This is a genomic window from Paractinoplanes deccanensis, assembly GCF_016862115.1.
Classification (GTDB): domain Bacteria; phylum Actinomycetota; class Actinomycetes; order Mycobacteriales; family Micromonosporaceae; genus Actinoplanes; species Actinoplanes deccanensis.
Genome location: NZ_BOMI01000009.1, coordinates 25,612 through 49,143 on the forward strand (window position 1 = coordinate 25,612; position 23,532 = coordinate 49,143).

Below are 23,532 nucleotides of genomic sequence, written 5' to 3' on the forward strand. Positions count from 1 at the left end.
AAACCAAGTCTAAAAGGCCTTTTTGCGGGCGTCCCGGCGCAGGCGCAGCGCGGCCACCACATAATCCACGCCGGTCACGACCGTCACGATGAGCGCGGCGCCCATGAGCCAGACACCGACCACGTCGAACGGGTCCGGCACGGGCCACAGGTACCACGCGATGGCGGCGATCTGGAGCACCGTCTTGAGCTTGCCGCCGCGGCTCGCCGGAATGATGCCGTACCGGATCACCCAGAACCGGAGCGCGGTGATGCCCCATTCGCGTACCAGGATCAGCAGGGTGACCCACCAGGGCAGCCGGTCGTAGACGGAGAGCAGGACCAGCGCCGTGCCGGTCAGCGCCTTGTCCGCGATCGGATCGGCGATCTTGCCGAACGAGGTGACCAGCGACCAGCGCCGGGCTATCCAGCCGTCGACGAAGTCGGTCGCCGAGGCCACGCAGAACACGAGGCAGGCGGCGATCCGCTGGCCCGTCCCGGTCAGGTCGGACGCGACGACGATGGCCAGGAACACCGGGACGAGCACGATCCGGACGACCGTGAGGATGTTCGCCGGGTTGTAGAGCGACACCACCCGCGGCGCGGCGACCGGAACCGGCTCGTCGGTCACCGCTGTGACACCGGCGCCGCGGAGATCATCTCGACCGGCACGGCCACGAGGTCGACGCCCTCGGTGCCGGTCACCCGCGCGCGCACCAGATCGCCGGGCTTGAGCGCGGCCAGGTCGACACCCTCGGTGCCGGCCACCAGCGTGGTGGAGCCGTCGACCTCGGGCGCCTGGTGCTCGGCACGGCCCTCGATCTCGCCCCCGGCCACCGAGTCGACCAGCACCTCGACCGTCGAGCCGAGCCGCTCCTCGGCGCGCTGGTTGCAGAGCTCGTCGGCGAGGGTGACCAGCCGGTCGTACCGCCGCTTGATCGTGTCCTCGCGGACCTTGCCGTCGAAGCCGGCGGCCTCGGTGCCGTCCTCGTCGCTGTAGTCGAAGACGCCGATCGCGTCGAGCCGGGCCTCGGTGAGGAAGCGGACCAGCTCGTCGACGTCCTGGCGGGTCTCGCCGGGGAAGCCGACGATGAAGTTGCTGCGCGCGCCGGCCTCGGGCGCGAGCGCGCGGGCCGAGGCGAGCAGGTCGAGGAACTTGCCGGTGGAGCCGAACCGGCGCATGCGGCGCAGCACGGGCTCGCTGGAGTGCTGGAACGACAGGTCGTAGTAGGCCGCGACGCCCGGGGTCGTGGCGATCACCTCGACCAGGCCGGGGCGGGTCTCGGCGGGCTGGAGGTAGCTCGCCCGCACCCGGACGATGCCGTCGACCGCGGCCAGCTGCGGCAGCAGCTTCTCGAGCGCGCGGGGATCACCCAGGTCCTTGCCGTACGACGTGCTGTTCTCGCTCACCAGCACCAGCTCGCGCACGCCCGACTTGGCCAGCCACTCGGCCTCGGCGATCAGCTCCTGGGGGTCACGCGAGACGAAGGCGCCGCGGAACGCCGGGATCGCGCAGAACGAGCAGCGGCGGTCGCAGCCGCTGGCCAGCTTGAGGCTCGCGACCGGCCCGCTGTCGAGCCGGCGGCGCAGCACCGTGCGCAGGTGGGCGGGCGTGTGCTCGTCGACGGTGGCGTGACCGGGGACGACCACCTTGGCGGACTGGCGCTGCACGGGCGTGATGGGCAGCAGCTCGCGGCGGTCGCGCGGGGTGTGCGCGTCGAAGCGCTCACCGGCGAGCACGCCGTCGAGCCGGGCGGCGATGTCGGTGTAGTCGTCGAAGCCGAGCACGGCCTGGGCCTCGGGCAGGCTCTCGGCCAGCTCGCGGCCGTAGCGCTCGGCCATGCAGCCGGCGGCGACCACCTTGGCGCCGGTGTCCGCGGCGGCGAGCAGCGTCTCGATCGAGTCCTGCTTGGCCTTTTCGACGAAGCCGCAGGTGTTGACGAGCACCACGTCGGCGCCGTCGGCGTCCGTGCTGATCTCCCAGCCACCGGCGTCGAGACGCGCGGCGAGCTCTTCCGAGTCGACCTCGTTACGGGCGCATCCGAGGGTGAGCAGGGCGACACGGCGGGAGGGAGGAGGAGTTACCGACACCCGACAAGGTTACCGGGCAGCTCGGCGCTTCGGTCGCCCGCACTTTCGTTCACCCGCAGTTCACCTTGCGTTCACCTGGCGACCGTACCCCCGAGCACCATGCCTAAAGCCGGAAAGCCCTCGCCACAGGCGGAAGCGCTGCTCCTCGCGGCCCTCGTCGTGCTCGCCATCCTGATCCGCTGGGTGTCGCTGCCCGAGATGACCAACGACATGAACATCTTCCGCCAGTGGCACAACCAGCTCGGCCGGGCCGGCGGCTGGCGCGGGATCGGCACCGAGATCGGCAACTACAACGCGCCGTTCGTCTACCTGCTGGCGATCGGCCTCTACCTGCCCGGCCCGCTGATCTTCAAGCTCAAGGCCCTGTGGATCGTCTTCGACGTCCTCCTGGCCTTCTTCACCTACCGGGTCGTCGCCCTGCGATGGCCGGGCAGCCGGATCCCGATCGCCGCGGCGCTGGTCATGGTGCTGCTGCCGACCGTGGCCATCAACTCGTCGTTCTACGGCCAGATGGACGCGGCGTGGGCCGGCGCGGCGCTGGCGGGCGTCTACTACCTGCTGCGCGGCAAGCCGTGGTGGGGCGTCGCCCTCTGCGGGGTCGCGGTGGCGATCAAGCCGCAGGGCGTCTTCATCCTTCCGCTGGTGCTGCTGCTCGCGTTCGCCGGGCACATTCCCTGGCGTACGCTGCTCGCCGCCCCCGCCGCCTTCCTGCTGCTCGACCTGCCGGCGATCGCGTTCGGCCGCAACCCGATCGAGCTGCTCACGATCTACGACATGAGCCGGCAGGCGCGCAACGTGCCCGAGCTGAGCCTGCGCGCCCCGAACGTCTTCGCCTTCATCCCCGCCACGACGCGCGAGGACACCGTACGGATGCTGGGCTATCTGTTCTGTGCCGCGCTGGTGGTGGGAGTCCTCTATGTGCTGGTCGCCCGCGCCTGCAAGATGACGCCCGAACGGGTGGTCACGGCGGCGGCCCTGTTCGCGATCCTGGTGCCGTTCGCGCTGCCCGGCATGCACGAGCGCTACTTCTACCTGGCCGACGTGATGACGCTGGTGCTCGCCGTCTACCGGCCGCGCCTGTGGTACGTGCCGCTGCTGGTGCAGGCGAGCTCGTTGCTGTCGTACGAGCCCTATCTGTTCGGCCGCAACTCCCTGATGCTGCCGGACGTGATCCCGGCAAGCCTGATGCTCGCCGCCCTGATCATCGTTGGCTACCGCCTGCTCAGCGAGGCGTTCGTCCCCGACCCGGCCGTCACCGCACCGGAGGCCGAGACGCGCCCGACCCTCTGGGCGCCGAAGACGGCCCACCGCACCCCGCCGGCGATGTCGCGGCGCTCGCTGACCCGATCCGGCGAACCGGGGAACGCCCTTCGCTCCCGCCCACGCCAGCGCCCGCCGAAGCCCCGGGCGAGCTAGGCCCGCCCGTCCTTCCTGAAGTACGCGTCGGCGGCCGGGACCGTCTGACACACCAGGGCGGCGATCAGCAGCACCGAGACCGCCACCATGAGAACGACGTCGAGGGTGTCCCGCCACGACGGCCACGCCTGCTCGAAGCTCCGGGCCAGCGCCGCGGAGCCCGGGTCCGGGTCGCCCCCGCCGCCGGAGACCGAGAGCACGGGGAAGTTGAGGATCGCGACGATTCCGTACCAGAGCAGCACCGGCAGCCCGAAGACCCAGCTGACGGCGCGGGCCCAGGACCGGCCGGAGAACGCGAGGGCGGCCAGCACCACCAAGGCGGCTCCGGCGAAGACGCCGACGACCGTCATGGCCCAGTGGATGGTGACGCCGACCGCGGCCCACGCCGTGTCGTTCTCGATGACGCCGTCCCTGATCGCCTGCTCGTAGGTGCGCAGGCCGGTGAAGTACTTGTCGCCCGAGAGCTTCACCTCGGCGGCGAACAGCGCCCCGCCCGCCGACAGCATGGCGCAGGCCAGCGTCACGATGGCCGGCCGCCGGGCCCGGGTTGTCACATGCATCTGCCGTCCGTCGATCGAGGGGAACCGTCGACGGGAGATTGTCGCTCAGTCGTCGAGGCGCAGGGAGGCCAGGGCCTCTTCCAGCTCGTCCGGCTTGATCAGGACGTCGCGCGCCTTGCTGCCCTCGGAGGGGCCCACGATGCCGCGGGTCTCCATGAGGTCCATGAGGCGGCCGGCCTTGGCGAAGCCCACCCGCAGCTTGCGCTGAAGCATCGACGTCGAGCCGAACTGGCTCGTCACCACCAGCTCGATCGCCTGGATCAGCAGCTCCAGGTCGTCGCCGATCTCCTCGTCGATCTGCTTCTTCTTGCTCGGCGGGGCCTCGGTGACGTCCTCGCGGAACTCCGGCTCCCGCTGGTCCTTGCAGAACTTGACGACCGCGTGGATCTCTTTCTCGTCGACCCACGCGCCCTGGATGCGGGTCGGCTTCGACGCGCCCATCGGCAGGAACAGGCCGTCACCGCGGCCGAGCAGCTTCTCGGCGCCCGGCTGGTCCAGGATGACCCGGCTGTCGGCGAGCGAACTGGTCGCGAACGCGAGACGCGACGGCACGTTCGCCTTGATCAGGCCGGTGACGACGTCGACCGACGGGCGCTGCGTGGCCAGCACCAGGTGGATGCCGGCGGCACGGGCGAGCTGCGTGATGCGGACGACCGAGTCCTCCACGTCGCGCGGCGCCACCATCATGAGGTCGGCGAGCTCGTCGATGATCACGAGCAGATAGGGGTACGGCTTCATGACGCGCTCGCTGCCCGGCGGTGCGGTGATCTCGCCGTTGCGGACCTTGCGGTTGAAGTCGTCGATGTGGCGGACACCGTTGGCGGCCAGGTCGTCGTACCGCATGTCCATCTCGCGGACGACCCACTCGAGCGCGTCGGCGGCCTTCTTCGGGTTCGTGATGATCGGCGTGACGAGGTGCGGGATGCCCTCGTACGCGGTCATCTCCACCCGCTTGGGGTCGACCAGCAGCAGCCGCACCTCGTCCGGCGTCGCGCGCGTCAGCAGCGACACCAGCAGCGAGTTGAGGCACGAGCTCTTACCCGCGCCGGTGGCACCCGCGATGAGGATGTGCGGCATCTTCGCCAGGTTGGCGACCACGAAGCCGCCCTCGATGTCCTTGCCCAGGGCGACCAGCATCGGGTGATGATCGGCGGTGGCGGCCCGCGACCGGAGCACGTCGCCGAGCGACACGTTCTCCGGGTCGGTGTTCGGGATCTCGACGCCGACCGCGCTCTTGCCCGGGATCGGGCTGAGGATGCGCACGTCCGGCGACTTCACCGCGTACGCGATGTTGCGGGAGAGCTGGGTGATCCGCTCGACCTTGACGCCGGGGCCGACCTCCACCTCGTACCGCGTGACCGTCGGTCCCCGCGTGAAACCGGTGACCACCGCGTCGACGTTGAACTGCTCGAACACCCCGGTCAGCGCGGCCATGATTTCGTCGTTGGCGCGGCTGCGGGACTTCGGCGGGGCACCCTTGCCCAGCAGCGCCGGGGGCGGAAGGCGGTAGTCGCCCTCCACGGAGGTGATCTCCAGCTGCTCGGCACGCGTGGGCGGGTCGGGCGTGTGCTCGGGCGGCTCCGGCTTCTTGCGGCTCGCCGGCACCTTGGGAACGGGGACCGTGTCGTGCAGGAGGAAGTCGTCCTCCTCGACAACCGGCTCGTCGGCCGGGTCGGCCAGGCCGATGTCCGCCAGCGAGCCCTGCCGGCGACGCGAGGGGCGGCGCTTCTTCGGCGGCTCCTCCTCGTCCTCGTCATCGTCGCCCACATCGCCCATGTCGGGCGAGGGCAGCGGGTCCCGCTCGGTCGAACGGCCGGTCAGAACGTCGACGAGCAGCAGCACCCGCTCGGGGATCTTGTTGATCGGCGTGGCGGTGACCACCAGCAGGCCGAAGACGAAGAGCAGCACCAGCAGCGGCACGGCGACCCACGCGGTGACCGCGCGCTCGAGCAGGGCGCCGAACCCGAACCCGAGCAGGCCGCCCGCCCGGGTCATCGCGACATCGTTGCTCGGATCCTCCGAGATGTGCAGCAGCGAGGCCGTGGCGATGATGATCGCGCTCCAGCCGACGAGCGACCGGCCCCGATGCTCCGGGTCGGCCGGCTTGCGCATGAGCCGGACGGCGCCGTAGAGCAGAAGCAGAGGCAACAGGACGGCGAGGCCGCCGAAGAAAAGATGCACCGAATCGGCCAGCCACTTGCCGACCGGGCCGGCGCTGTTCGCCCAGACGGCGACCCCGACGAGGATGGCGAGGCCCAGCATGAGCAGGCCGGCACCGTCGCGGCGATGCTCCGGGTCGATGTCCTTGGCGGTGGCGGCCTGCCGGCCGACACCCCGGGCGACCCAGCCGACGCTGTGCGCGAGACCCATCCAGACGGCGCCCAGGCCGCGGCCGACACCGGTGGCGAGAGCGGCGCCGAGCGTGGGCCGGGCGCGGCTCGCCGACCGAGAGCGGGCGGCCGGACGGGTCGACTTGCGGGCGGGCTGCCGCGAAGGCTGCCGAGCAGGTTGCCGTGCGGCCGGTTGCCGGGCACGACTGGTCGCGGCGCCGCGCGGCGTGGACGCGGCGCGACCCCGGCTCGCCGGAGAGGTACGGCCCGCCATGGTCACACCGTAACGCCGCGAAGCTCATGAATCCCGGAGGCGCACCGGGACGAACTAAGATCAACAGGTGCAGCCGCTGACTCAAGACATGATCACCGCCGCGCTGGACGCGCGCGGCTTCACCTACTTCACCGACGCCGACGGGGACATCGGCGGGAACTTCCAAGGCAACCTGATCTATTTCTTCCGGATCGGGGAGCAGAAGGAGATGCTCCAGATCCGGGCGATGGTGCGGCACGTCTTCGGGATGGACGACGTGATGCGCTTGTACGAGTTCTGCAATGCGTGGAACCACGATCAGCTGTGGCCGAAGGCGTATGTGCACGTGTCGGACGACGGGACGGTGAACGTGGTGGGGGAAGTGATCGCTGATTGGGAGCGGGGGGTTACGCCTGAGCAGCTTGATCAGGTGGTGATTTGCGGGGTTGCTACGGGGTGCCAGCTTGCTGATGCCGTGGGGGCACTTCGCGAGCCCACCGACTGATCCGCTCTCACTCACACAGCGCCCGCCCTCCCAAGGGGGCCCCCGCCTGAACAGCGTCATTGTCGCGCGCGATCGCAAGATCGTGCTGGTGGGCTGTGGATAACCGTGATTGTGGATATCGGGATGGTCGGCTGGGGCCGCCCTCTGGGACTTGCGCGGCCGGGGATGCCGTCGGCTGGGCGGGTTGGGCTTTCTCACGGTGGACGGTGGAGGGCCGGGGGTGCGCACTCACGACTGAGGAGCACTTTTACGTCGAGAGTGCGCACCCCCGGCCCTCCCCCTTGCGTGGTGTCCGGTGACGGCCAGTCGGTGGTCCCTCGCCGCCGGCAACGGGGTCGGCGTGGGTGGTCCCCTTGCGGCCGTTGGGGTCGTTGTTCGCTGCCGCGCTGTGGTGCGGGCAGGGCAGATCGGTCACGCAGGCACGCTTCGTTGTTGGTTCATCGGCAATTCCAGGCCGGTCGCGCGGGTTGGTGGCCATCGGCGGAACAGCTGGGCAGGGTTGGCGACAGGAGTAGCGGCGTCATACAGGGGCCAGCGCAGGGCAGCTCAGCGCGGCCATCTCGACATAGCCAGCTCGGCCTCGCCGACTCAGCGTGGTCGGCTCGGCGTGGTCGGCTCGGCGGCCAACTCAGCGCGGTCGGACGAGGCGCGGTCGGCTCGGCGGCCAACTCAGCGCGGTCGGACGGGGCGCGGTCGGCTCGGCGGTCAGCTTGGCGCGGTCGGGCTCAGCGCGGGGGTAAGGGATCGCGGGACGATAACGGGAGCGTGAGAAAGCCGGAGGAGCCAAGGCTCCTCCGGCTTCAATCGGCGCTGGCCACCCGGCAGGGTGGGTGGCGGCGCGCGCTTACGGGGTGCTGAAGCCCAGCGTGTAGGAGCCGCTGCCGGAGGTGGCCGCCACGACGTAGCGGTACGTGCCGGAGCGGCCGTTGAAGGTCAGGGTCTTGTCGCCCTCGCCGGTGGCGCTGGCGACCGTGCGGAAGCCCCGGTTGGTGAGGCGCTGGAGGAACAGGTCGAAGTCGGCGCCCTCGGCCGCGCTGAGGCAGGCGGTCTGCCGGCCGGCGTTCGAGCGGAAGGCGCCGCCGTTGGGCTGGGCCTGGGCGGTGCGGGCCTGGAGGGTGCCGGTGCGCTGGGCGGCCTGGTCGGCGCAGGCGGTCGCGGACTCGGCCGGCGGGGCGGCGGACGGCTCGCCGGCGCCACCGCCGGAGGTGACCAGGGTGAGGTCGTCGGCGGCCAGGATCTCGTTGACGGGCTGGAAGAAGGTCTCGCCGCCGACCGTGCAATCGCCGGAGCCGCCCGACGTGACGCCCTGGGCCTGGTCGCCGGAGAGCCACGGGCCGCCGGAGTCGCCGCCCTCGGCGCAGACGTTCGTGCGGGTCAGGCCGGTGACCGCGCCCTCGGGGTAGACCACCGTCTGGTTCTTGGCGAGGATCGTGCCGCAGCGGGTGCCGGTGGTGGAGCCGGAACGGCAGACCGCCGCGCCGACGGGGGCCTCGGTGCTGCCGGCGACCGGGAGTTCGTTGCCCTCGAAGTCGTTGACCACCGCGCGGGGCGTCCAGTCGCCGTTGACCTCGACGAAGCCCATGTCGGCGCTGCCGGGGAAGGTGGACGCCCGTACCGTGCCCTGGGCCTGCTGGTTGAAGCCGGTCGTCGTGTCGCCGACGGCGCCGCAGTGGCCGGCCGTGACGAAGCCGCCCTCGACCGAGAAGCCGATCGAGCAGCGGGCGGTCCCGCCGTTCACGGCGATGAAGTACGGGTCGGCGCCGCGCACGTCGAACAGGGGTTTCGGGGTCGCCGCGCTGGTGATCACCCGGTACGTGTCGCCCGCGACGCCGGCCGCGCGGGCCAGCTTCTTCGCGGCGGTGACCTCGCCGGGCTTGGCGACCACGACCAGCTTGTTGGTGGCGACGTCGACGTACCAGCCGGTGAGGCCGTCCGTGTCGCCGTCGGCGGCGTCCAGCTTCTCCTTGGCCGCCACGAGGGTCTGCTCGCTGCGCTTGACAAGCACCGGCTCGGCACCGGCCTTGCGGACCGCGGCCTCGGCGTCCGGGTCGGTCACCGCCACCTTGAGGGTGGCGCCGTCCGTGGCCAGCCACGCGCCGCCGAAGTCGGCGCCGGTCTGCGCGGACAGCCGCGCGGTCACCCCGCTCGCCCACTTCGACCGCTGGAGGCGGGCCGCCGCCTCGTCACCGTCGAGGCCCAGGTCGCGCTTCATCGCCGCGAGGATCCGCGGGGAAACGTCGCCGGAGCCGGCCGCCTTCTCGCCGGACGGCGTGGTCTCGGCCATGGACGGCAGCGTGAAAGCCACTGCCGCTCCGGCTGCCACCACGACCGCCGCCGCCACGGCGATCCGTCTGCGCTGCATCTTGGAGAACTCCCCTCGCCACGGGTGCCGTGGGGGCGGCACCGGTGACCAGAGGTACGGGGCAAAGCAGCGAAAGGTTTAAAAACGCCTCAGACTTCGACGACGGTTGGCACGATCATGGGTCGGCGGCGGTACGCGTCGTTGACCCATCGGCCCACCGTACGGCGCACGACCTGCTGCAGTTGGTGGGTGTCGGTGATGCCGTCCTCGGCCGAGCGGTGCAGGGCCGCGGTCAGCAGTGGGATGACCGGGTTGAACGCGTCCGGGTCCTCGGAGAAGCCCTTGGCGGAGACGCTCGGCTCGCCGACCACCTTGCCGGTCACCGAGTCGATCACCACGGTGGCCGAGATGAAGCCGCCGTCGCCGAGGATCCGGCGCTCGGTGAGCAGCGACTCGCTGACGTCGCCGACCGCGAGGCCGTCCACGTACACATATCTGTTCTTGACCCGGCCGACGTGCCGGGCGTGGCCCTCGACCAGGTCGACGACGTCGCCGTCCTCGCAGAGCACGACCCGGTCGGGCGCGACGCCCGACTCGATGCCGAGCTGGGCGTGGGCGCGCAGGTGGCGCCACTCGCCGTGCACCGGCATGAGGTTGCTGGGGCGCACCACGTTGAGCAGGTACATCAGCTCGCCGGCCGGGGCGTGGCCGGAGACGTGCACCTTGGCCGTCTCTTTGTGCACGACGGTGGCGCCGGCCCGGGACAGCATGTTGATCACCCGGTAGACCGAGGTCTCGTTGCCGGGCACGAGCGAGCTGGCGAGCACCACGGTGTCGCCGGGCTCGATCGTGATGTGCCGGTGGTCGCCGGTGGACATGCGGCCGAGCGCGCTCATCGGCTCGCCCTGCGAGCCGGTCGACATGAAGACGATCTCGTCGGCGGGCAGGTGGGTCGCCTCGTCGAGGCTGACCAGCAGGCCGTCGGGGATGTTGAGCAGGCCGAGGTCGCGGGCGATGCCCATGTTGCGCACCATGGAGCGGCCGATCAGGGCGACCTTGCGGTCGTATTCCCAGGCGGCGTCCATGACCTGCTGGACCCGGTGCACGTGGGAGGCGAAGCTCGCCACGATGATGCGGCCCTTGGCCTTGCCGAAGATGGCGCTGAGCACCGGGCCGATGTCGCGCTCGGGGGCGACGAAGCCGGGCACCTCGGCGTTTGTCGAGTCGGACAGCAGCAGGTCGACGCCCTCGGCGCCGAGCCGCGCGAAGCCGGCCAGGTCGGTGATGCGGCCGTCGAGCGGCACCTGGTCCATCTTGAAGTCGCCGGTGTGCAGCACGAGGCCCGCGGGCGTGCGCACGGCGACGGCCAGCGCGTCGGGGATCGAGTGGTTGACCGCGAAGAACTCGCAGTCGAACGGCCCGAGGCGCTCGCTCTGGCCTTCCCGCACCGTCAACGTGTACGGGTCCAGGCGGCGCTCGGCCAGCTTGGCCTCGACCAGCGCCAGCGTGAACTCGGAGCCGACCAGCGGGATGTCCGCCTTGTGGGCGAGCAGGTAGGGCACGGCGCCGATGTGGTCCTCGTGGCCGTGGGTGAGCACGATCGCCTGGATGTCGTCGAGCCGGTCGAGGATGGGCGTGAAGTCGGGCAGGATCAGGTCGACGCCCGGCTGTTCCACGTCGGGGAAGAGCACACCGCAGTCGATGACCAGCAGCTTGCCGTCGAACTCCAGGACCGTCATGTTGCGGCCGATGGCGCCGAGCCCGCCGAGCGGGATGACGCGCAGGGCGCCCTCCGGGAGCGGCGGCGGCGCGTCCAGATCCACGTGCGCTTGACTCATTCGCGTATATCTATCTTTCTGCTCTTCAGAGGGTGATGCCGGCGGCCGCGGCGTCGCGGCGCAGCTGGTCGAGCTCCGCGCCGGTCGCCTCGACCAGCGGCGAGCGGACCGGGCCCGCCGGGCGGCCCTGCGCGTTGAGACCCGCCTTGACCAGCATGGTCCCCGGCACCCGGAAGATGCCGGTGAACAGCGGCATCGCCCGGCGGTGCAAGGCGAGCGCGGCGGCGTTGTCGCCACGCTCGAACGCCTCGATCATCTCCTTGGCCAGGACGCCGGTGAAGTGGGTGGAGGTGCCGACCAGGCCGACACCGCCGATCGACAGCAGCGGCAGCGTCGCCGCGTCGTCGCCGGAGTAGTAGGCCAGGCCGGTGCGGCTGAGCACCCAGGACGAAGCGGTCAGATCGCCCTTGGCATCCTTGACCGCCACGATCCGCTCGTGCTCGGCGATGCGGCACATCGTCTCGGTGGCGATCGCCGTGCCGGCGCGGTGCGGGATGTCGTAGACCATCACGGGCAGGCCGACCGCGTCGGCGACCGTCAGGAAGTGGCGCTCGACGCCGGCCTGCGGGGGCTTGTTGTAGTAGGGCGTGACGACCAGCAGGCCGTGGGCGCCGGCCTTTTCGGCGGCGTGCGCCAGCTCGATGGTGTGCGCCGTGTTGTTGGTGCCCACGCCGGCGACCACGCGGGCCCGGTCGCCGACCGCGTCCACGACGGCGCGGAGCAGGGTCTCCTTTTCGGCGTCGGTGGTCGTCGGGGACTCACCCGTGGTGCCGCTGACGACGAGCGCGTCGTTGCGCTGCTCGTCGACGAGGTAGGTGGCCAGTTTTGCCGCGCCCTCGACGTCGAGGGAGCCGTCCGGGGCGAACGGGGTGACCATCGCGGTCAACAGCCGTCCGAAGGGTCGCGGGTCGTGCGTCATACCCCACAACCTATCGGACGGCCCGCTCAGACGTAGAGCGCGGTGAACGGGGCCCAGGGCAGGTTGCGCAGCACGCTCCAGACGCCCCAGACCGCGACAAAAGCGATCAGGACCGCCGGGCTCAGGGTGAGCTGCGGCAGCTTCCAGTTGAACAGCCTTTTGCCGGCCCAGGCCACGTACATGTAAAGGAGGAACGGCACCGCGAACGTGAAGATCGCGTGGTGGCGGGCGGCGGCCGGGAGGTCGCCGTGCAGCAGGTACCACGCCGCGCGGGTGCCGCCGCAGCCCGGGCAGACGAAGCCGGTCGTGTATTTGAGCAGGCAGGTGGGCGGCTCACCGGCGCCGGCCTCGGCGGGATGGGTGGCCAAGGTATAGCCGACCGCGCCGCCCATGCAGGCCAGAAGGGCAACGGGGGCGGCCCAGACGGGGGACCTCGTCCAGACCCGCTGCACGAAACGCGTGACGCGGTCCTGCTTGGGCTGCGCGTAGTAGGCGAGCCACTCCGGCGGCACCGGCGGGCCCTGCACCGGCTGATTGTCCAGCGCGCTCATGGCCGTCACGCTACACCCGCGGCGCTCTTGAGCGCCGCGGTCAGCGGGCCGGCGAGATCACCCCGCTCCGGGGTGGCGATGCGCTCCAGGCCGAGCCAGCCGGCGAGGCGGTGCAGCTCGGCGGCGAGGGCGGCCGCCGTCTCCTCCTGGTCGGCCTCGGGCTCGAGCCAGGCGGCCGGGATGAGCAGCTCGCCGGCCTTGCGGTCGGCCTTGAGGTCGACCCGGGCCGCGAGCTGGTCGCCGAGCAGGAACGGCAGCACGTAGTAGCCGTAGAGGCGCTGGGCGGCGGGCACGTAGATCTCGATGCGGTAGTTCATGCCGAAGAGCCGCTCGGTGCGGCCGCGCTCCCAGATCAGCGGGTCGAACGGGCTGATCAGCGTGGCGGCGTTGACCCGGCGCGGCAGCCGGGCCTCGTGATGCAGGTAGGCGGACGGCTTCCAGCCCTTGACCCGCACGGGCAGCAGCACCTTGTCCTCGACCAGCTCGGCGACGGCCCGCTTGAAGCCGTCGACCGGCAGGCGGAAGTAGTCGCGCAGCTCGGGCTCGGCCGCGACGCCGAGGGCGCGGGCGGAGAGCCCGACCAGGGCACGGAACGCGTCCTGCGGGTGCGGGGTGGGCGCGTTGAGCACGGCGGCGGGCAGCACGCGCTCGGGCAGGTCGTAGCGCCGGGCGAACGACGTGGTGCGCTCGGCGGCGGTCACCTGACCGGAGTAGAACAGCCACTCCAGCGCCTGCTTGACCGACGACCAGTTCCATCCCCAGTGGTCGGAGCGGCGGGGCTCGTCGTGCTCGATCTCGGCGGCGGTGATCGGGCCGCGGTCGCGCACGACGGCGAGCACCCGCTCGATCAGCTCGGGCTGCTCCCGCGCGATGCGGACCATGCCGCCCCAGGCGTAGTCGGCGGCCCGCTCCATGCGCCAGCGGAACAGCGGCTGGAGGTCGGTGGTGATCAGTGACGCCTCGTGGCCCCAGAACTCGAAGAGCTCGCGGGGCTTGCGGTAGGCGGCCCGCTCGAGCAGCTCGACCGGATAGGGACCGAGGCGGCTGTAGAGCGGCATGAAGTGGGCCCGCTGGAGCACGTTGACCGAGTCCATCTGGATGAGGTGGACCCGGCGCAGCACGCGCCGCAGGTGACGCAGGTCGGTCGCGCCGCCCGGCTTGGGGTCGGCGAAGCCCTGCGCGGCCAGCGTGACGCGGCGGGCCTGCGCGACGGAGAGGATCTCGGGGAGTGCCATCGCCTTCGGACGGTAGACGAAGGGTGTGACAAAAATCCGCCCTCGGTAGGCTGCCCCGCATGGCAATCGGCTTCGTCCGTCCCGCTCGCCCCGAGGACGCGCCCGAGATCGCGCGGATCCAGCTGAGCACATGGCGCTCCGCGTACCGGCGGATGTTCCCGGCGCACGTGCTGGCCAACCTGGACGTCGGCTATCTGGCGCGCGGCTGGACCGAGGCGATCACGGCGGCGCCCTCGCAGCGGCACCGGGTGCTCATCGCGGTGGAGCAGAGCGACACGGCGACCCAGGTGGTGGGCTTCGCCGCGTTCGGCCCCGCCGACGAGCAGGCGCTCGCGCCCGAGGAGCCGCCGTTGCCGGCCGAGGTCGCCGCGGTGACCGACCTGCTGGTGGAGCCGCGCTGGGGGCGGCGCGGGCACGGGAGCCGCCTGCTCAGCGCGGCTGTCGCGCACTGGCGCGACGACGGCTTCGCGCGCGCGGTCGCCTGGGCGTACGAACAGGACCAGGCCATGCAGAAGTTCCTGGCGTCGGCCGGCTGGGAGCCGGACGGGGCCGGGCGGGCGCTCGACGTGGACGACATGCTCGTGCCCCAGGTGCGGATGCACGTCGCGGTCGCGGAAGAATAGGCGCGTGACCACGCCGACCTTCGTCTACGACGGCGACTGCTCCTTCTGTACGACGTGCGCCGACTTCATCGAGCGCCGCATCCCCACCCACGCCCGGGTGATCCCCTGGCAGTTCGCCGACCTGGACGCGCTGGGGCTGACCACCGAGGAGTGCGAGGAGGCGGTCCAGTGGGTCGGCGCCGACGGGGCGCGGGCCGCCGGTCCCGACGCGATCGCCCTGATGCTGCGCGACGCGGGCCGCGCCTGGCAGTTCGCGGGCGGCGCGCTCCAGCTGGGCCCGGTGCGGCTGGCCGCCTGGCCGGCGTACCGCTGGGTCGCCGAGCATCGCCACCTGCTGCCCGGCGGCACCGCGGCGTGCTCGCTCCCCCAGGCCCAGCGCGACCTGCTCTACGGCAAGGACGCCGGATAGGTCACCGTCAGACGGCTCGGTAGGCCGCTCACCTCGCCGTTCGTAAAGTCCACGGCGTGGCCGGCCAGGCGCAGGCCGCGGACCTCCGGGGCGCCGGGCATCGGGCGCACCCGCACGACCCCGTTCGGCACGTCGGGATCCAGACCGATCATCGCACGCACGATGTGGATCGCGGAGGCCGCCGACCACGCCTGCGGGTGGCAGCTGGCGGGGTAGGGCACGGGCCGGCTGAGCGTCGCGCGGTCGTCGCCCCCGTACAGCTCGGGAAGCCGGAAGCCGAACGCCTCACCCGCCGTGAGCAGACCGTCGATGAGACGCGCCGAGGCGGTGGCGAAGCCGCCGGAGGCGAGACCCGCGGCGACGATGGCCGTGTCGTGCGCCCAGATCGACCCGCAGTGGTACGACAGCGGCGCGAACCCGCGGTCGGCGGCCGACATCGTGCGCAGGCCGTAGCCGCCCGACATCTCCTCGGAGGCCAGGGCGGCGGCGACCCGGCGCTCCTCGTCGGCGTTGAGAATGCCGGTTCCGAGCAGGTGGCCGATGTTGCTGGTCAGCGAGTCGACCGGGCGCTTGTCGCGGTCGAGCGCCAGCGCGGGGTAGCGGCCGCCGTCGACCCAGAACGCCGCCCGGAACCGCTCCGACAGCGCGGCCGCGTAGTCCTCCCACCGCGCGGCGCCGGGCCTGCCGAACGCGGTGAGCAGCGCGGCGCCGTCCAGGGCCGCCCGGTACGCGTAGCCCTGCACCTCGGCCAGCGCGATCGGCGCGCCGGCGAGCCGGCCGTCGTGGAAGCGGACCGCGTCGTGCGAGTCCTTCCAGCCCTGGTTGGCGAGGCCGCGGCCGGTGCTGTCGATGTATTCGAGGAAGCCGTCGCCGTCGGGGTCGGCGTGGTCGGCGAGCCACCCGAGGGCCGCCTCCAGCCGCGGCAGCAGGGCGGCGACCTCGTCCGGCGCGTGGCCCCAGCGCCAGGCGTCATGCAGCAGGCTGATCCAGAGCGGGGTGGCGTCGATCGTGCCGTAGTACGCGGCGGGCAGCGAGCCGGCGGTGTCGGCGCGGCGCAGCTCGTGCATGATCTTGCCGGGCGCCTCGCCGGTCGCCGGGTCGGCGCGGACGCCCTGACGGCGGCCGAGCACCCGCAGCGTGCCCATGGCCAGGTCGGTGCCGAGCGGCAGCATCATCCGGGCCGCCCAGAGGCTGTCGCGGCCGAAGAGCGTGAGATACCACGGGACGCCCGCGCCGAGGAACGTGTCGCCGTCGTCGTCCGGGGTGGTCAGCCGCAGCGCCGCGAGATCGTCGACCGACCGGGCGACGAGGCGTTCCAGGCGGTTGTCGTACGCCGTGACGGCCGGCCTCGCGAAGTCGCCCCGCGGGCCCGCCAGCATCACCGCGCCGGCGTCGTCCACGGTCGCCGACCAGCGCAGCGTGACGCTCTGGCCGGGCGCGAGGGTGACCTTGCAGTCCAGGTCACCGCCCACGCGGACGTCGATCGCGGCCGGCGGAGACGAACGGACCTCCCCGGATTTCACCGTCTCGATCGGCGCGAGGTCGCTCTCGACGTCCACGGTGACCGCCGTGGTGACCGGCACGGACGCGGTCGACGAGATGCGGATCTCCTCCGTGACCGAGCCGGGGCGCACCCGCCGGATCCGGTCGACGCGCACGGTGGGGTCGGGCCCGGGATCGCCGAGCCAGCGGGCCAGCGAGACGAAGCGGGTCGTCCCGGCGTCCTCGACGGACCAGCCGATGGGCTCGGGCTCACGGCCGTCGAGGCGCAGCAGGGCCAGCGACACGATCCGGCGGTCGGCGTGGAAGACGCCCTGCACGCCGGCGGCCCGGATCTGCCCGTCCGGCCCGGAAAGCGCCGAGGTCGGCGCGGCGAGCGTGGGGACCAGGTCGTGCAGGAGGGGCTGGAGAGCCACGCGATCTCCTCGGGGGTTGACACGGTGCGGGGGAACGGCGAAGCTCGGAAACAATCCCGCAACTTGAACGATCCAATTCCGCTTTTCAGTCAATACTGCCGTCCAGGAATTTGATCGTTCAAGACCTTGGAAGGCACGAATCGGTGGAAAAGGTAACGATCGCCACGGTGGCCCGGCGTGCCGGCGTCTCCCGCCAGACCGTGTCCAACGTGCTCAACACGCCGGACGTGGTGCGCGAGGAGACCCGCGAGCGGGTGCGCGAGGCGATCGCCGAGCTCGGCTACCGGGTCAACCAGGCGGCCCGCCAGATGCGCACCGGCCGGTCCCGGCTGATCGCCGTGCGCATCGAGCCGGCGAACGACGGCATCAACGGCTCGGTGCTCGACCGCTTCCTGCACGGGCTGACCGACGCCGCGGGCCTCGCCGGATACCGCGTGATGCTCTACACGGCCGCCGGCGACGACGACGAGATCGCGACGTACGAGGAGCTGCTCTCCGCGTACGACCTCGACGCCTTCGTCCTCACCAGCACGCACCACGGCGACCCCCGCACCTCGTGGCTGGCCGGGCGCGACATTCCCTTCGTCACCTTCGGCCGGCCCTGGGGCGCCCCCGACACCCACTCGTGGGTCGACGTCGACAACGCCTCCGGGACCACCGCCGCCACCGAGCGGTTGCTCGCCACCGGCCACCGGCGCATCGGATTCCTCGGCTGGCCGGCCGGGTCCGGCGTCGGCGACGCGCGGCGCGAGGGCTGGGCGCGCGCCCTGGGAGCGGCCCACCTGCTCGGCTCCTCGGCCGGCGTCGAGGACGGCGTCGACACCGGCGCCGCGGCGGCCCGCGGGCTGCTCGCCGCCGAGCCCGACACGACAGCGCTCGTCTGCGCCAGCGACTCCCTCGCCCTCGGGGCGCTCGAGGCGGCCCGCGAGATGGGCCGCGACTGCGCGGTGATCGGCTTCGACGACACGGCCGTCGCCCGCGCGATCGGCCTCACCAGCGTCAGCCAGCCCCTCGCCGAGGCCGCCGGTCGCTGCATGGACCTGCTGCGCGAGCTGCTCGACGGCCGCGCCCCCTCGGCTCCCACCCACGTCCTGCTCCCGCCGTCCCTGGTGCTCCGCCAGACGGCCTGATCCCCCACGCCTGAGGAGACATGCGATGACCAGCCGAAAACTGCTCGCCGCGGTCCTCGCCGGGTCGCTCGTCGCGGTGAGCGCCTGCGGCAGCGGCTTCGACGACGACAAGTCCACGACCCAGCAGAGCGCCGGCCCGGCCGACCTCCAGATCATGATCGCCTCGTCCGGCGACGCGGAGACCAAGGCCGTGCAGGCGGCGGCCGCCGAATGGGCCTCCGGCAGCGGCAACAAGGCCACGATCATCCCCGCGCAGGACATCGTCCAGCAGCTCGGGCAGGGCCTCGCCGGCAGCAACCCGCCGGACGTGTTCTACGTCGACGCGGCCCGCTTCGCCGACTACGCGAGTGTGGGCGCGCTCGACCCGTACGCCCAAGGTCTTGCCGGCAGTGACGCCTTCCTGCCCAATCTGCGGCAGAGCTTCACGTACGACGGGAAGCTGTACTGCCTGCCCAAGGACACCTCGACGCTGGCGCTGCAGATCAACACCGGGCTGTGGCAGAAGGCCGGGCTGACCGACGCGGACGTCCCCACCACGTGGGACCAGCTCCGGGCGACCGCCGAGAAGATCAAGGCGAAGGGCATCACCCCGCTCGCGATCGGCGACACCCGCGACCGGATCGGCGCCTTCCTCGTGCAGGCCGGGGGCTGGTGGGTCAGCCCGGACGGCAAGCAGGCCACCGCGGACACGCCGCAGAACGAGCAGGCGCTCACGTACGTCCAGGGACTGCTCAAGGACGGCCTGGCCAAGTATCCCAAGGCGCTCGACGCCGGCTGGGCCGGCGAGGCGTTCGGCAAGGGCAAGGTCGCCATGACCATCGAGGGCAACTGGATCAAGGGTGCGCTCAGCGCCGACTTCCCCGACATCAAGTACAAGGTCGTGGAGCTGCCCGCCGGGCCGAAGGGCAAGGGCACGCTCTCGTTCACGCAGTGCTGGGGCATCGCGGCCAAGAGCAAGTTCAAGCAGCAGGCGGTCGCCTTCGTGCAGGCCATGACCACCGCCGACGAGCAGCTCGGCTTCGCCAAGGCGTTCGGCGTCATGCCCTCCCGGCAGGACGCGCAAGCCTCCTACCAGCAGCAGTACCCCGACGACGCCCCGTTCGTGGCCGGCGCGCGATACGCGCAAGGCCCGGTGAACGCGCCCAAGATGGACAGCGTGCTCGCCGACCTCGACGCCGGCCTCCAGGGCCTGCAGAACGGCGACCCGAAGGCCGTCCTCCAGCGCTTCGACAAGAACGCCAAGTCGGCCCTGGGCGGCTGAGCGTGGCGCTCTCGAGACGGGCTCCCTCCACGAGGAGCGGCGAACGGGTCGCGGGCTGGCTCTTCGTCGCTCCGGTCGTGATCGTCCTCGGGCTGTTCATGCTGCTGCCGATCCTCATGGCGCTGTGGGTGAGCCTCACCCGCTGGAACGGCCAGGGCAGCCCGTTCACCGGCGACGTGCCGTTCGCCGGCGCCGGCAACTACACCCGGCTGTTCACCGACGAGGGCCTGACCCGCCAGGACTTCATGACCAGCATCCGCAACAACGCCTACTACGTGTTCTTCGTGGTGCCGATCCAGACCGTGCTCGCCCTCGGCCTCGCCGTGATCGTGAACAAGCGCAAGGCGTTCTTCCGCTCGGCGTTCTACTTCCCGTCGGTGACCAGCTCGGTCGCGATCAGCGTGGTGTTCCTGTTCATGTTCGCCAACGGCGGGGCGATCAACGCGATCCTGAGCGTGTTCGGCATCAGCGGGCCGCAGTGGTTCTCCGACCCGCGCGGCGTCATTCACCTGTTCCTCGACAGCATCGGGCTGGTCGACGTCAACGCGCCGCCGTCCGCGCTCGCCGATCACGGGGTGCTCGGACTGAGCTGGTGGGACTGGACCTCCGGGCCCAGCGTGGCGATGTGCGCGATCATCTCGCTGGTCGTCTGGACCACCTCGGGCACGTTCATGCTGATGTACCTGGCCGCCCTGCAGAACGTGCCGGTGCAGCTCGAGGAGGCCGGCATGATCGACGGCGCCTCGCGGTGGCAGCGGTTCCGGTACATCACGCTGCCGGCGCTGCGGCCCACCACCTTCCTGGTGGTCACGCTCGGCCTGATCGGCACCTGGCAGGTCTTCGACCAGATCTACGTGATGAGCCAGGGCAACCCGGCGAAGACGACACTGACCCCGGCGTTCCTGTCGTACCGGACGGCGTTCCGCGACTTCGACTACGGCACCGGCGCGGCGATCTCGTTCGTCCTGTTCCTCATCATCGTGGTGCTGACCCTGTTCCAGCGATGGCTGACCCGGGAGCGCGGATGAAACTGCTCAACCGGTTCCTCGGCTACGCGATCCTGACCTTCTTCGCGATCGTCTTCCTCTACCCGTTCGTCATCCAGATCGCGAACTCGTTCAAGACCGAGGCCGACGCGGCCGCCCATCCGCTGTCCCCCGTGCCCTCGCCCTTCACCACAGACTCGGTCGTACGCATCTTCGAGGGCACCGGGTTCCCGACCTGGCTGGGCAACTCCGTGCTCGTCGCCGTGGTCGTCACCCTGTCCCGCGTGCTGTTCGGCTCGATGGCCGGCTACGCGTTGTCCCGGCTCCGGTTCCGCGGCCGGAAATTTCTCTTTGCCCTGCTCATCGCCCTGATGGCGGTGCCGCCGGTGGTGCTGCTCATCCCGAAGTTCCTGGTGCTCAACCAGCTCGGCATGTACGACAGCTACGCCGCGCTCATCGTCCCGCTGCTGGCCGACGCGACCGGCGTCTTCATCATGAAGCAGTTCTTCGACTCGGTGCCCGTCAGCGTCGAGGAGGCCGCCCGCATCGACGGCGCCGGCGCGTTCCGGACCTTCTGGTCGGTGGTGCTCCCGATGGCCCGGCCGGCCCTCATCGCGGTGACCATACTGATGTTCACCGGCGTGTGGAACGAGTTTCCGCACACCCTGGTCGCCGTGCAGGACCCGGGCCTGTTCACCCTGCCGCGCGGCCTGGCCGACCTGGTCAGCGGCTCGCTCGGCGCCGGCACCCAATATCCGCTCAAGCTGGGCGCCGCGCTGCTCGCCACGATCCCGGTCGCGATCATCTTCGTGGTCTTCCAGCGCTACTTCGTGCGGGACGCGGCCGAAGGGGCTGACAAGGGCTAGTAGGTTGTCTCGCTGTGGATGAGCTAACCGTGCGTGGCCGGCGGCTGCGGGTGGTCGCCACCCTGGTCGCCGGCGCGCTGCTGCTCGCCGGCACCTTCTGGGGTGTCGACGACGACTTCCCGTTCGGCCCGTTCCGGATGTATTCGACGGCACCCGACCCGAACGGCGACGCGAAGGACACCCGCGTCGAGGGCGTCGACACCGCCGGGCGCACGGTGGCCATCACCGAGGGCAACAGCGGCATCCGGCGGGCCGAGATCGAGGGACAGCAGCAGGCGTACGAGACCGACCCGTCCCGCCTGAGCCGCATCGCCGACGCGTACGCCTCCCACACGCCCGGCGCCGCACCCCTGCGCACCGTGAAAATCGTGATCCGCTGGCACGGCATCGAGCACGCCCGGCCGACCGGCGACTACCGCGACGAGGTCGTCGCCGAGTGGACGCGGCCATGAGGTGGCTCTTCGCGCCGGTGCCGAAGGGCCGCATCGCCGCCTTCCGCACGGTGGTCTACAGCTTCGTGGCGCTCGACCTCACCGTCTTCACGCCGTGGGTGCGCTCGCACGCGAACACGCCGGCGGAGCTCTACCAGCCGCTGCTGATCGGCCGGCTCCTGCACCTGCCCACTCCCGGCCCGGCGCTCGTCTGGACGGTGTTCTGGCTGCTCCTCGCGCTGTCGCTGGCGGCCGCGACCGGCCGGGCGCCCCGGGCCCTGGGCTGGGCCGTCTTCGCGCTCTACTTCGAGTGGATGATCATCGCGATGAGCTACGGCAAGGTCGACCACGACCGCGTCGGCCTGCTCGTCGCCCTGGCGGTGCTGCCGACGGCCGGCCTCGCCCGGCACGGTGCGACGGAGATGTCCGAGAAGGGCGGCTGGGCGCTGCGCGTCACCCAGATCGCGGTGATCTGCACGTACTTCCTGGCCGCGATCGCGAAACTCCGCTTCGGCGGCATCGACTGGCTCACCAGCGCCGTGCTGGCCCAGGCCATCATCCGCCGCGGCACCTGGCTGGCCGACCACATCGCCGTCGTGCCCGGCCTGCTGATCGCCGCCCAGTTCGGCATCATCCTGTTCGAGCTGCTCAGCCCGCTCATCTTCGCGGTGCCGCAGAAGTGGCGAAACTGGGGCGTCGCCTTCTTCTATTCCTTCCACCTGATGACCTTCTCCATGATCACCATCTCGTTCGCACCACATCTGGTGGCGATGACGAGCTTCCTGCCGCTGGAGAAGGTGCGCCCGATCGCGTGGCTCCGCCACCGAACGGCCACGCGACCAGCCGTCGCCGAGAGCGGCGGCTAGCCGGCGGTTTGTGCCGCCCGGCCGCACGAGCGCACCTCCCCGCGGTTTCCCGGCTGCGGGACAGACCGTCGAAGCACAGTCGGCACTACTGGCCCCGACGTCCCGTGGACGTCGGGGCCGAGCTGCCAGCGGGGTCAAGAAGCCCCGCGGGCCGGCTGGCTTCCTCCGGTATCTCCACCATACTCAGCTCGCACAGGCCCGTCTACGTACGTACATATACGGTGATGGCAGGATCTACGCGTGAGTGGTCGCCTACCGTTCGCTGCATGGGCGATGAAGCGCAGGAGCCGTATCGTCACCGGACACCCCGCCCGATCTACGTGATGATCGCGGACGAGCTGGCCACGGAGATCGCCAAGGCGCCCGTGGACTCCCCCATCGCCAGCGAGAACGACATCCAGCAGCGCTGGGGAGTGGCTCGCGCGACCGCCCGCCATGCGATTGCCGCGCTGCGAGACCGCGGCCTCGTCTACACGGTGCCGGGGCGAGGCTCGTTCGTCAGCCCACGCACGTAATGCTTGCCGGGCACAGCACACACGCGACAAGCGCGGCCGGCGCCTCGTCGCGTCGTCGCCGTGAGCCGCACGCTTCGCCACCCCGCGCTACCGCGCACTTCGTCACCCCGCGCTATCAGCTACCGCTCACTTCGTCACCCCGCGCGCGAGCTACCCCGCTGAGGTACCTCGCGCTTCGCGACCCGCGCTCGGCTACCTCGCTGAGCTGTACCGCGCACAGCTACCCCGCTGAGCTGCCCCGCTGAGATGGCTCGCTGAGATGGCTCGCTGAGATGGCTCGCTGAGATGGCTCGCTGAGATGGCTCGCTGAGATGGCTCGCGCCGAGCCGCCGAGCTGGCCGCCGAGCCGACCACGCTGAGCCGACCACGCCGAGCTCGCCGCCGAGCCGACCACGCTGAGCCGGCGAGGCCGAGCTGGCTATGTCGAGATGGTCGCGCTGAGCTGCCCTGCGCTGGCCCCTGTCTGACGCCGCTACTCCTGTCGCCAACCCTGCCCAGCTGCTCCGCCGATGGCCACCAACCCGCGCAACCGGCCTGGAATTGCCGATGGA

The 23,532-nt window shown here is 71.3% G+C and carries 21 protein-coding genes; 11 read left to right on the forward strand and 10 right to left on the reverse strand.

Annotated elements, in window-relative coordinates; translation table 11 throughout:
• Positions 1-9: 9 nt before the first annotated feature.
• Positions 10-609, reverse strand: a complete 600-nt coding sequence (gene pgsA / locus Ade02nite_RS03225; protein ID WP_203759976.1) for a CDP-diacylglycerol--glycerol-3-phosphate 3-phosphatidyltransferase — start codon at positions 607-609, stop codon at positions 10-12.
• Positions 606-2,069, reverse strand: coding sequence for a 30S ribosomal protein S12 methylthiotransferase RimO (gene rimO, locus Ade02nite_RS03230; RefSeq protein ID WP_203759977.1), 1,464 nt, complete (start codon positions 2,067-2,069; stop codon positions 606-608). Before rimO ends, pgsA begins: the two co-directional genes overlap by 4 nt.
• Before the next feature lie 99 nt (positions 2,070-2,168).
• On the opposite strand from rimO, the gene Ade02nite_RS03235 reads away from it, so the two are divergent.
• Positions 2,169-3,485, forward strand: a complete 1,317-nt coding sequence (locus tag Ade02nite_RS03235) for a glycosyltransferase 87 family protein (protein ID WP_203759978.1) — start codon at positions 2,169-2,171, stop codon at positions 3,483-3,485.
• Here the strand turns inward: Ade02nite_RS03235 and Ade02nite_RS03240 are convergent.
• Both Ade02nite_RS03240 and Ade02nite_RS03245 read right to left on the reverse strand, forming a co-directional pair.
• Positions 3,482-4,045, reverse strand: coding sequence for a hypothetical protein (locus Ade02nite_RS03240; RefSeq protein ID WP_203759979.1), 564 nt, complete (start codon positions 4,043-4,045; stop codon positions 3,482-3,484). The genes Ade02nite_RS03235 and Ade02nite_RS03240 overlap by 4 nt on opposite strands.
• A 45-nt stretch (positions 4,046-4,090) precedes the next feature.
• Positions 4,091-6,649, reverse strand: a complete 2,559-nt coding sequence (locus Ade02nite_RS03245; protein WP_203759980.1) for a DNA translocase FtsK — start codon at positions 6,647-6,649, stop codon at positions 4,091-4,093.
• Positions 6,650-6,737: 88 nt separating this feature from the next.
• On the opposite strand from Ade02nite_RS03245, the gene Ade02nite_RS03250 reads away from it, so the two are divergent.
• Positions 6,738-7,133, forward strand: a complete 396-nt coding sequence (locus Ade02nite_RS03250; protein ID WP_203759996.1) for a YbjN domain-containing protein — start codon at positions 6,738-6,740, stop codon at positions 7,131-7,133.
• Between the two features lie 844 nt (positions 7,134-7,977).
• Here the strand turns inward: Ade02nite_RS03250 and Ade02nite_RS03255 are convergent.
• From Ade02nite_RS03255 to Ade02nite_RS03275, 5 genes are all read right to left on the reverse strand, one after another.
• A complete protein-coding gene (locus tag Ade02nite_RS03255; protein ID WP_203759981.1) occupies positions 7,978-9,495 on the reverse strand; it encodes a S1 family peptidase in 1,518 nt (505 codons plus the stop codon).
• Positions 9,496-9,584: 89 nt separating this feature from the next.
• Complete coding sequence (locus Ade02nite_RS03260) at positions 9,585-11,273, reverse strand: ribonuclease J (protein WP_203759982.1); 1,689 nt, start codon at positions 11,271-11,273, stop codon at positions 9,585-9,587.
• A 25-nt stretch (positions 11,274-11,298) separates the two neighbouring features.
• Complete coding sequence (gene dapA, locus Ade02nite_RS03265; RefSeq protein ID WP_203759983.1) at positions 11,299-12,192, reverse strand: 4-hydroxy-tetrahydrodipicolinate synthase; 894 nt, start codon at positions 12,190-12,192, stop codon at positions 11,299-11,301.
• A gap of 26 nt (positions 12,193-12,218) precedes the next feature.
• Positions 12,219-12,743 (reverse strand): DUF2752 domain-containing protein, encoded by a 525-nt coding sequence (locus Ade02nite_RS03270; RefSeq protein WP_203759984.1) that lies wholly within the window; start codon positions 12,741-12,743, stop codon positions 12,219-12,221.
• Between the two features lie 5 nt (positions 12,744-12,748).
• A complete protein-coding gene (locus Ade02nite_RS03275; RefSeq protein ID WP_203759985.1) occupies positions 12,749-13,978 on the reverse strand; it encodes a winged helix-turn-helix domain-containing protein in 1,230 nt (409 codons plus the stop codon).
• Between the two features lie 59 nt (positions 13,979-14,037).
• Here Ade02nite_RS03275 and Ade02nite_RS03280 point away from each other — a divergent pair, with 59 nt between their 5' ends.
• Both Ade02nite_RS03280 and Ade02nite_RS03285 read left to right on the forward strand, forming a co-directional pair.
• A complete protein-coding gene (locus tag Ade02nite_RS03280) occupies positions 14,038-14,601 on the forward strand; it encodes a GNAT family N-acetyltransferase (protein ID WP_203759986.1) in 564 nt (187 codons plus the stop codon).
• A 4-nt stretch (positions 14,602-14,605) separates the two neighbouring features.
• On the forward strand, positions 14,606-15,010 hold the full coding sequence (locus Ade02nite_RS03285; protein ID WP_203759987.1) for a thiol-disulfide oxidoreductase DCC family protein: 405 nt from the start codon (positions 14,606-14,608) through the stop codon (positions 15,008-15,010).
• Here the strand turns inward: Ade02nite_RS03285 and Ade02nite_RS03290 are convergent.
• Complete coding sequence (locus Ade02nite_RS03290) at positions 14,989-16,926, reverse strand: glycogen debranching N-terminal domain-containing protein (protein ID WP_203759988.1); 1,938 nt, start codon at positions 16,924-16,926, stop codon at positions 14,989-14,991. The genes Ade02nite_RS03285 and Ade02nite_RS03290 overlap by 22 nt on opposite strands.
• A gap of 143 nt (positions 16,927-17,069) precedes the next feature.
• Here Ade02nite_RS03290 and Ade02nite_RS03295 point away from each other — a divergent pair, with 143 nt between their 5' ends.
• The 7 genes from Ade02nite_RS03295 to Ade02nite_RS03325 all read left to right on the forward strand — a co-directional run bounded on the left by Ade02nite_RS03295 (position 17,070) and on the right by Ade02nite_RS03325 (position 22,981).
• The gene (locus Ade02nite_RS03295; protein ID WP_203759989.1) at positions 17,070-18,056 is read left to right on the forward strand and encodes a LacI family DNA-binding transcriptional regulator; all 987 of its coding nucleotides are present in this window, start codon (positions 17,070-17,072) and stop codon (positions 18,054-18,056) included.
• 25 nt (positions 18,057-18,081) lie between these two features.
• Positions 18,082-19,317 carry a sugar ABC transporter substrate-binding protein gene (locus tag Ade02nite_RS03300; RefSeq protein ID WP_203759990.1) on the forward strand — a complete coding sequence of 412 codons (1,236 nt, stop codon included), beginning with the start codon at positions 18,082-18,084 and terminating at the stop codon, positions 19,315-19,317.
• Between the two features lie 2 nt (positions 19,318-19,319).
• The gene (locus Ade02nite_RS03305) at positions 19,320-20,345 is read left to right on the forward strand and encodes a carbohydrate ABC transporter permease (RefSeq protein WP_239168485.1); all 1,026 of its coding nucleotides are present in this window, start codon (positions 19,320-19,322) and stop codon (positions 20,343-20,345) included.
• Positions 20,342-21,169 carry a carbohydrate ABC transporter permease gene (locus tag Ade02nite_RS03310; protein ID WP_203759991.1) on the forward strand — a complete coding sequence of 276 codons (828 nt, stop codon included), beginning with the start codon at positions 20,342-20,344 and terminating at the stop codon, positions 21,167-21,169. Before Ade02nite_RS03305 ends, Ade02nite_RS03310 begins: the two co-directional genes overlap by 4 nt.
• Before the next feature lie 14 nt (positions 21,170-21,183).
• Positions 21,184-21,621 (forward strand): hypothetical protein, encoded by a 438-nt coding sequence (locus tag Ade02nite_RS03315; RefSeq protein WP_203759992.1) that lies wholly within the window; start codon positions 21,184-21,186, stop codon positions 21,619-21,621.
• The gene (locus Ade02nite_RS03320) at positions 21,618-22,466 is read left to right on the forward strand and encodes an HTTM domain-containing protein (RefSeq protein WP_203759993.1); all 849 of its coding nucleotides are present in this window, start codon (positions 21,618-21,620) and stop codon (positions 22,464-22,466) included. Before Ade02nite_RS03315 ends, Ade02nite_RS03320 begins: the two co-directional genes overlap by 4 nt.
• Positions 22,467-22,732: 266 nt before the next feature.
• Complete coding sequence (locus tag Ade02nite_RS03325; protein WP_203759994.1) at positions 22,733-22,981, forward strand: GntR family transcriptional regulator; 249 nt, start codon at positions 22,733-22,735, stop codon at positions 22,979-22,981.
• The last annotated feature ends 551 nt before the right edge of the window (positions 22,982-23,532 follow it).

Coding starts and splice junctions, on each gene's coding strand:
- Ade02nite_RS03300 (WP_203759990.1), top strand. CDS start 18,082: ATGACCAGCCGAAAACTGCTCGCCGCGGTCCTCGCCGGGTCGCTCGTC.
- Ade02nite_RS03320 (WP_203759993.1), top strand. CDS start 21,618: ATGAGGTGGCTCTTCGCGCCGGTGCCGAAGGGCCGCATCGCCGCCTTC.
- dapA (WP_203759983.1), bottom strand. CDS start 12,192: ATGACGCACGACCCGCGACCCTTCGGACGGCTGTTGACCGCGATGGTC.
- Ade02nite_RS03310 (WP_203759991.1), top strand. CDS start 20,342: ATGAAACTGCTCAACCGGTTCCTCGGCTACGCGATCCTGACCTTCTTC.
- Ade02nite_RS03240 (WP_203759979.1), bottom strand. CDS start 4,045: ATGCATGTGACAACCCGGGCCCGGCGGCCGGCCATCGTGACGCTGGCC.
- Ade02nite_RS03235 (WP_203759978.1), top strand. CDS start 2,169: ATGCCTAAAGCCGGAAAGCCCTCGCCACAGGCGGAAGCGCTGCTCCTC.
- Ade02nite_RS03260 (WP_203759982.1), bottom strand. CDS start 11,273: ATGAGTCAAGCGCACGTGGATCTGGACGCGCCGCCGCCGCTCCCGGAG.
- Ade02nite_RS03280 (WP_203759986.1), top strand. CDS start 14,038: ATGGCAATCGGCTTCGTCCGTCCCGCTCGCCCCGAGGACGCGCCCGAG.
- Ade02nite_RS03325 (WP_203759994.1), top strand. CDS start 22,733: ATGGGCGATGAAGCGCAGGAGCCGTATCGTCACCGGACACCCCGCCCG.
- Ade02nite_RS03250 (WP_203759996.1), top strand. CDS start 6,738: ATGATCACCGCCGCGCTGGACGCGCGCGGCTTCACCTACTTCACCGAC.
- Ade02nite_RS03245 (WP_203759980.1), bottom strand. CDS start 6,649: ATGGCGGGCCGTACCTCTCCGGCGAGCCGGGGTCGCGCCGCGTCCACG.
- Ade02nite_RS03275 (WP_203759985.1), bottom strand. CDS start 13,978: ATGGCACTCCCCGAGATCCTCTCCGTCGCGCAGGCCCGCCGCGTCACG.
- Ade02nite_RS03270 (WP_203759984.1), bottom strand. CDS start 12,743: ATGAGCGCGCTGGACAATCAGCCGGTGCAGGGCCCGCCGGTGCCGCCG.
- Ade02nite_RS03255 (WP_203759981.1), bottom strand. CDS start 9,495: ATGCAGCGCAGACGGATCGCCGTGGCGGCGGCGGTCGTGGTGGCAGCC.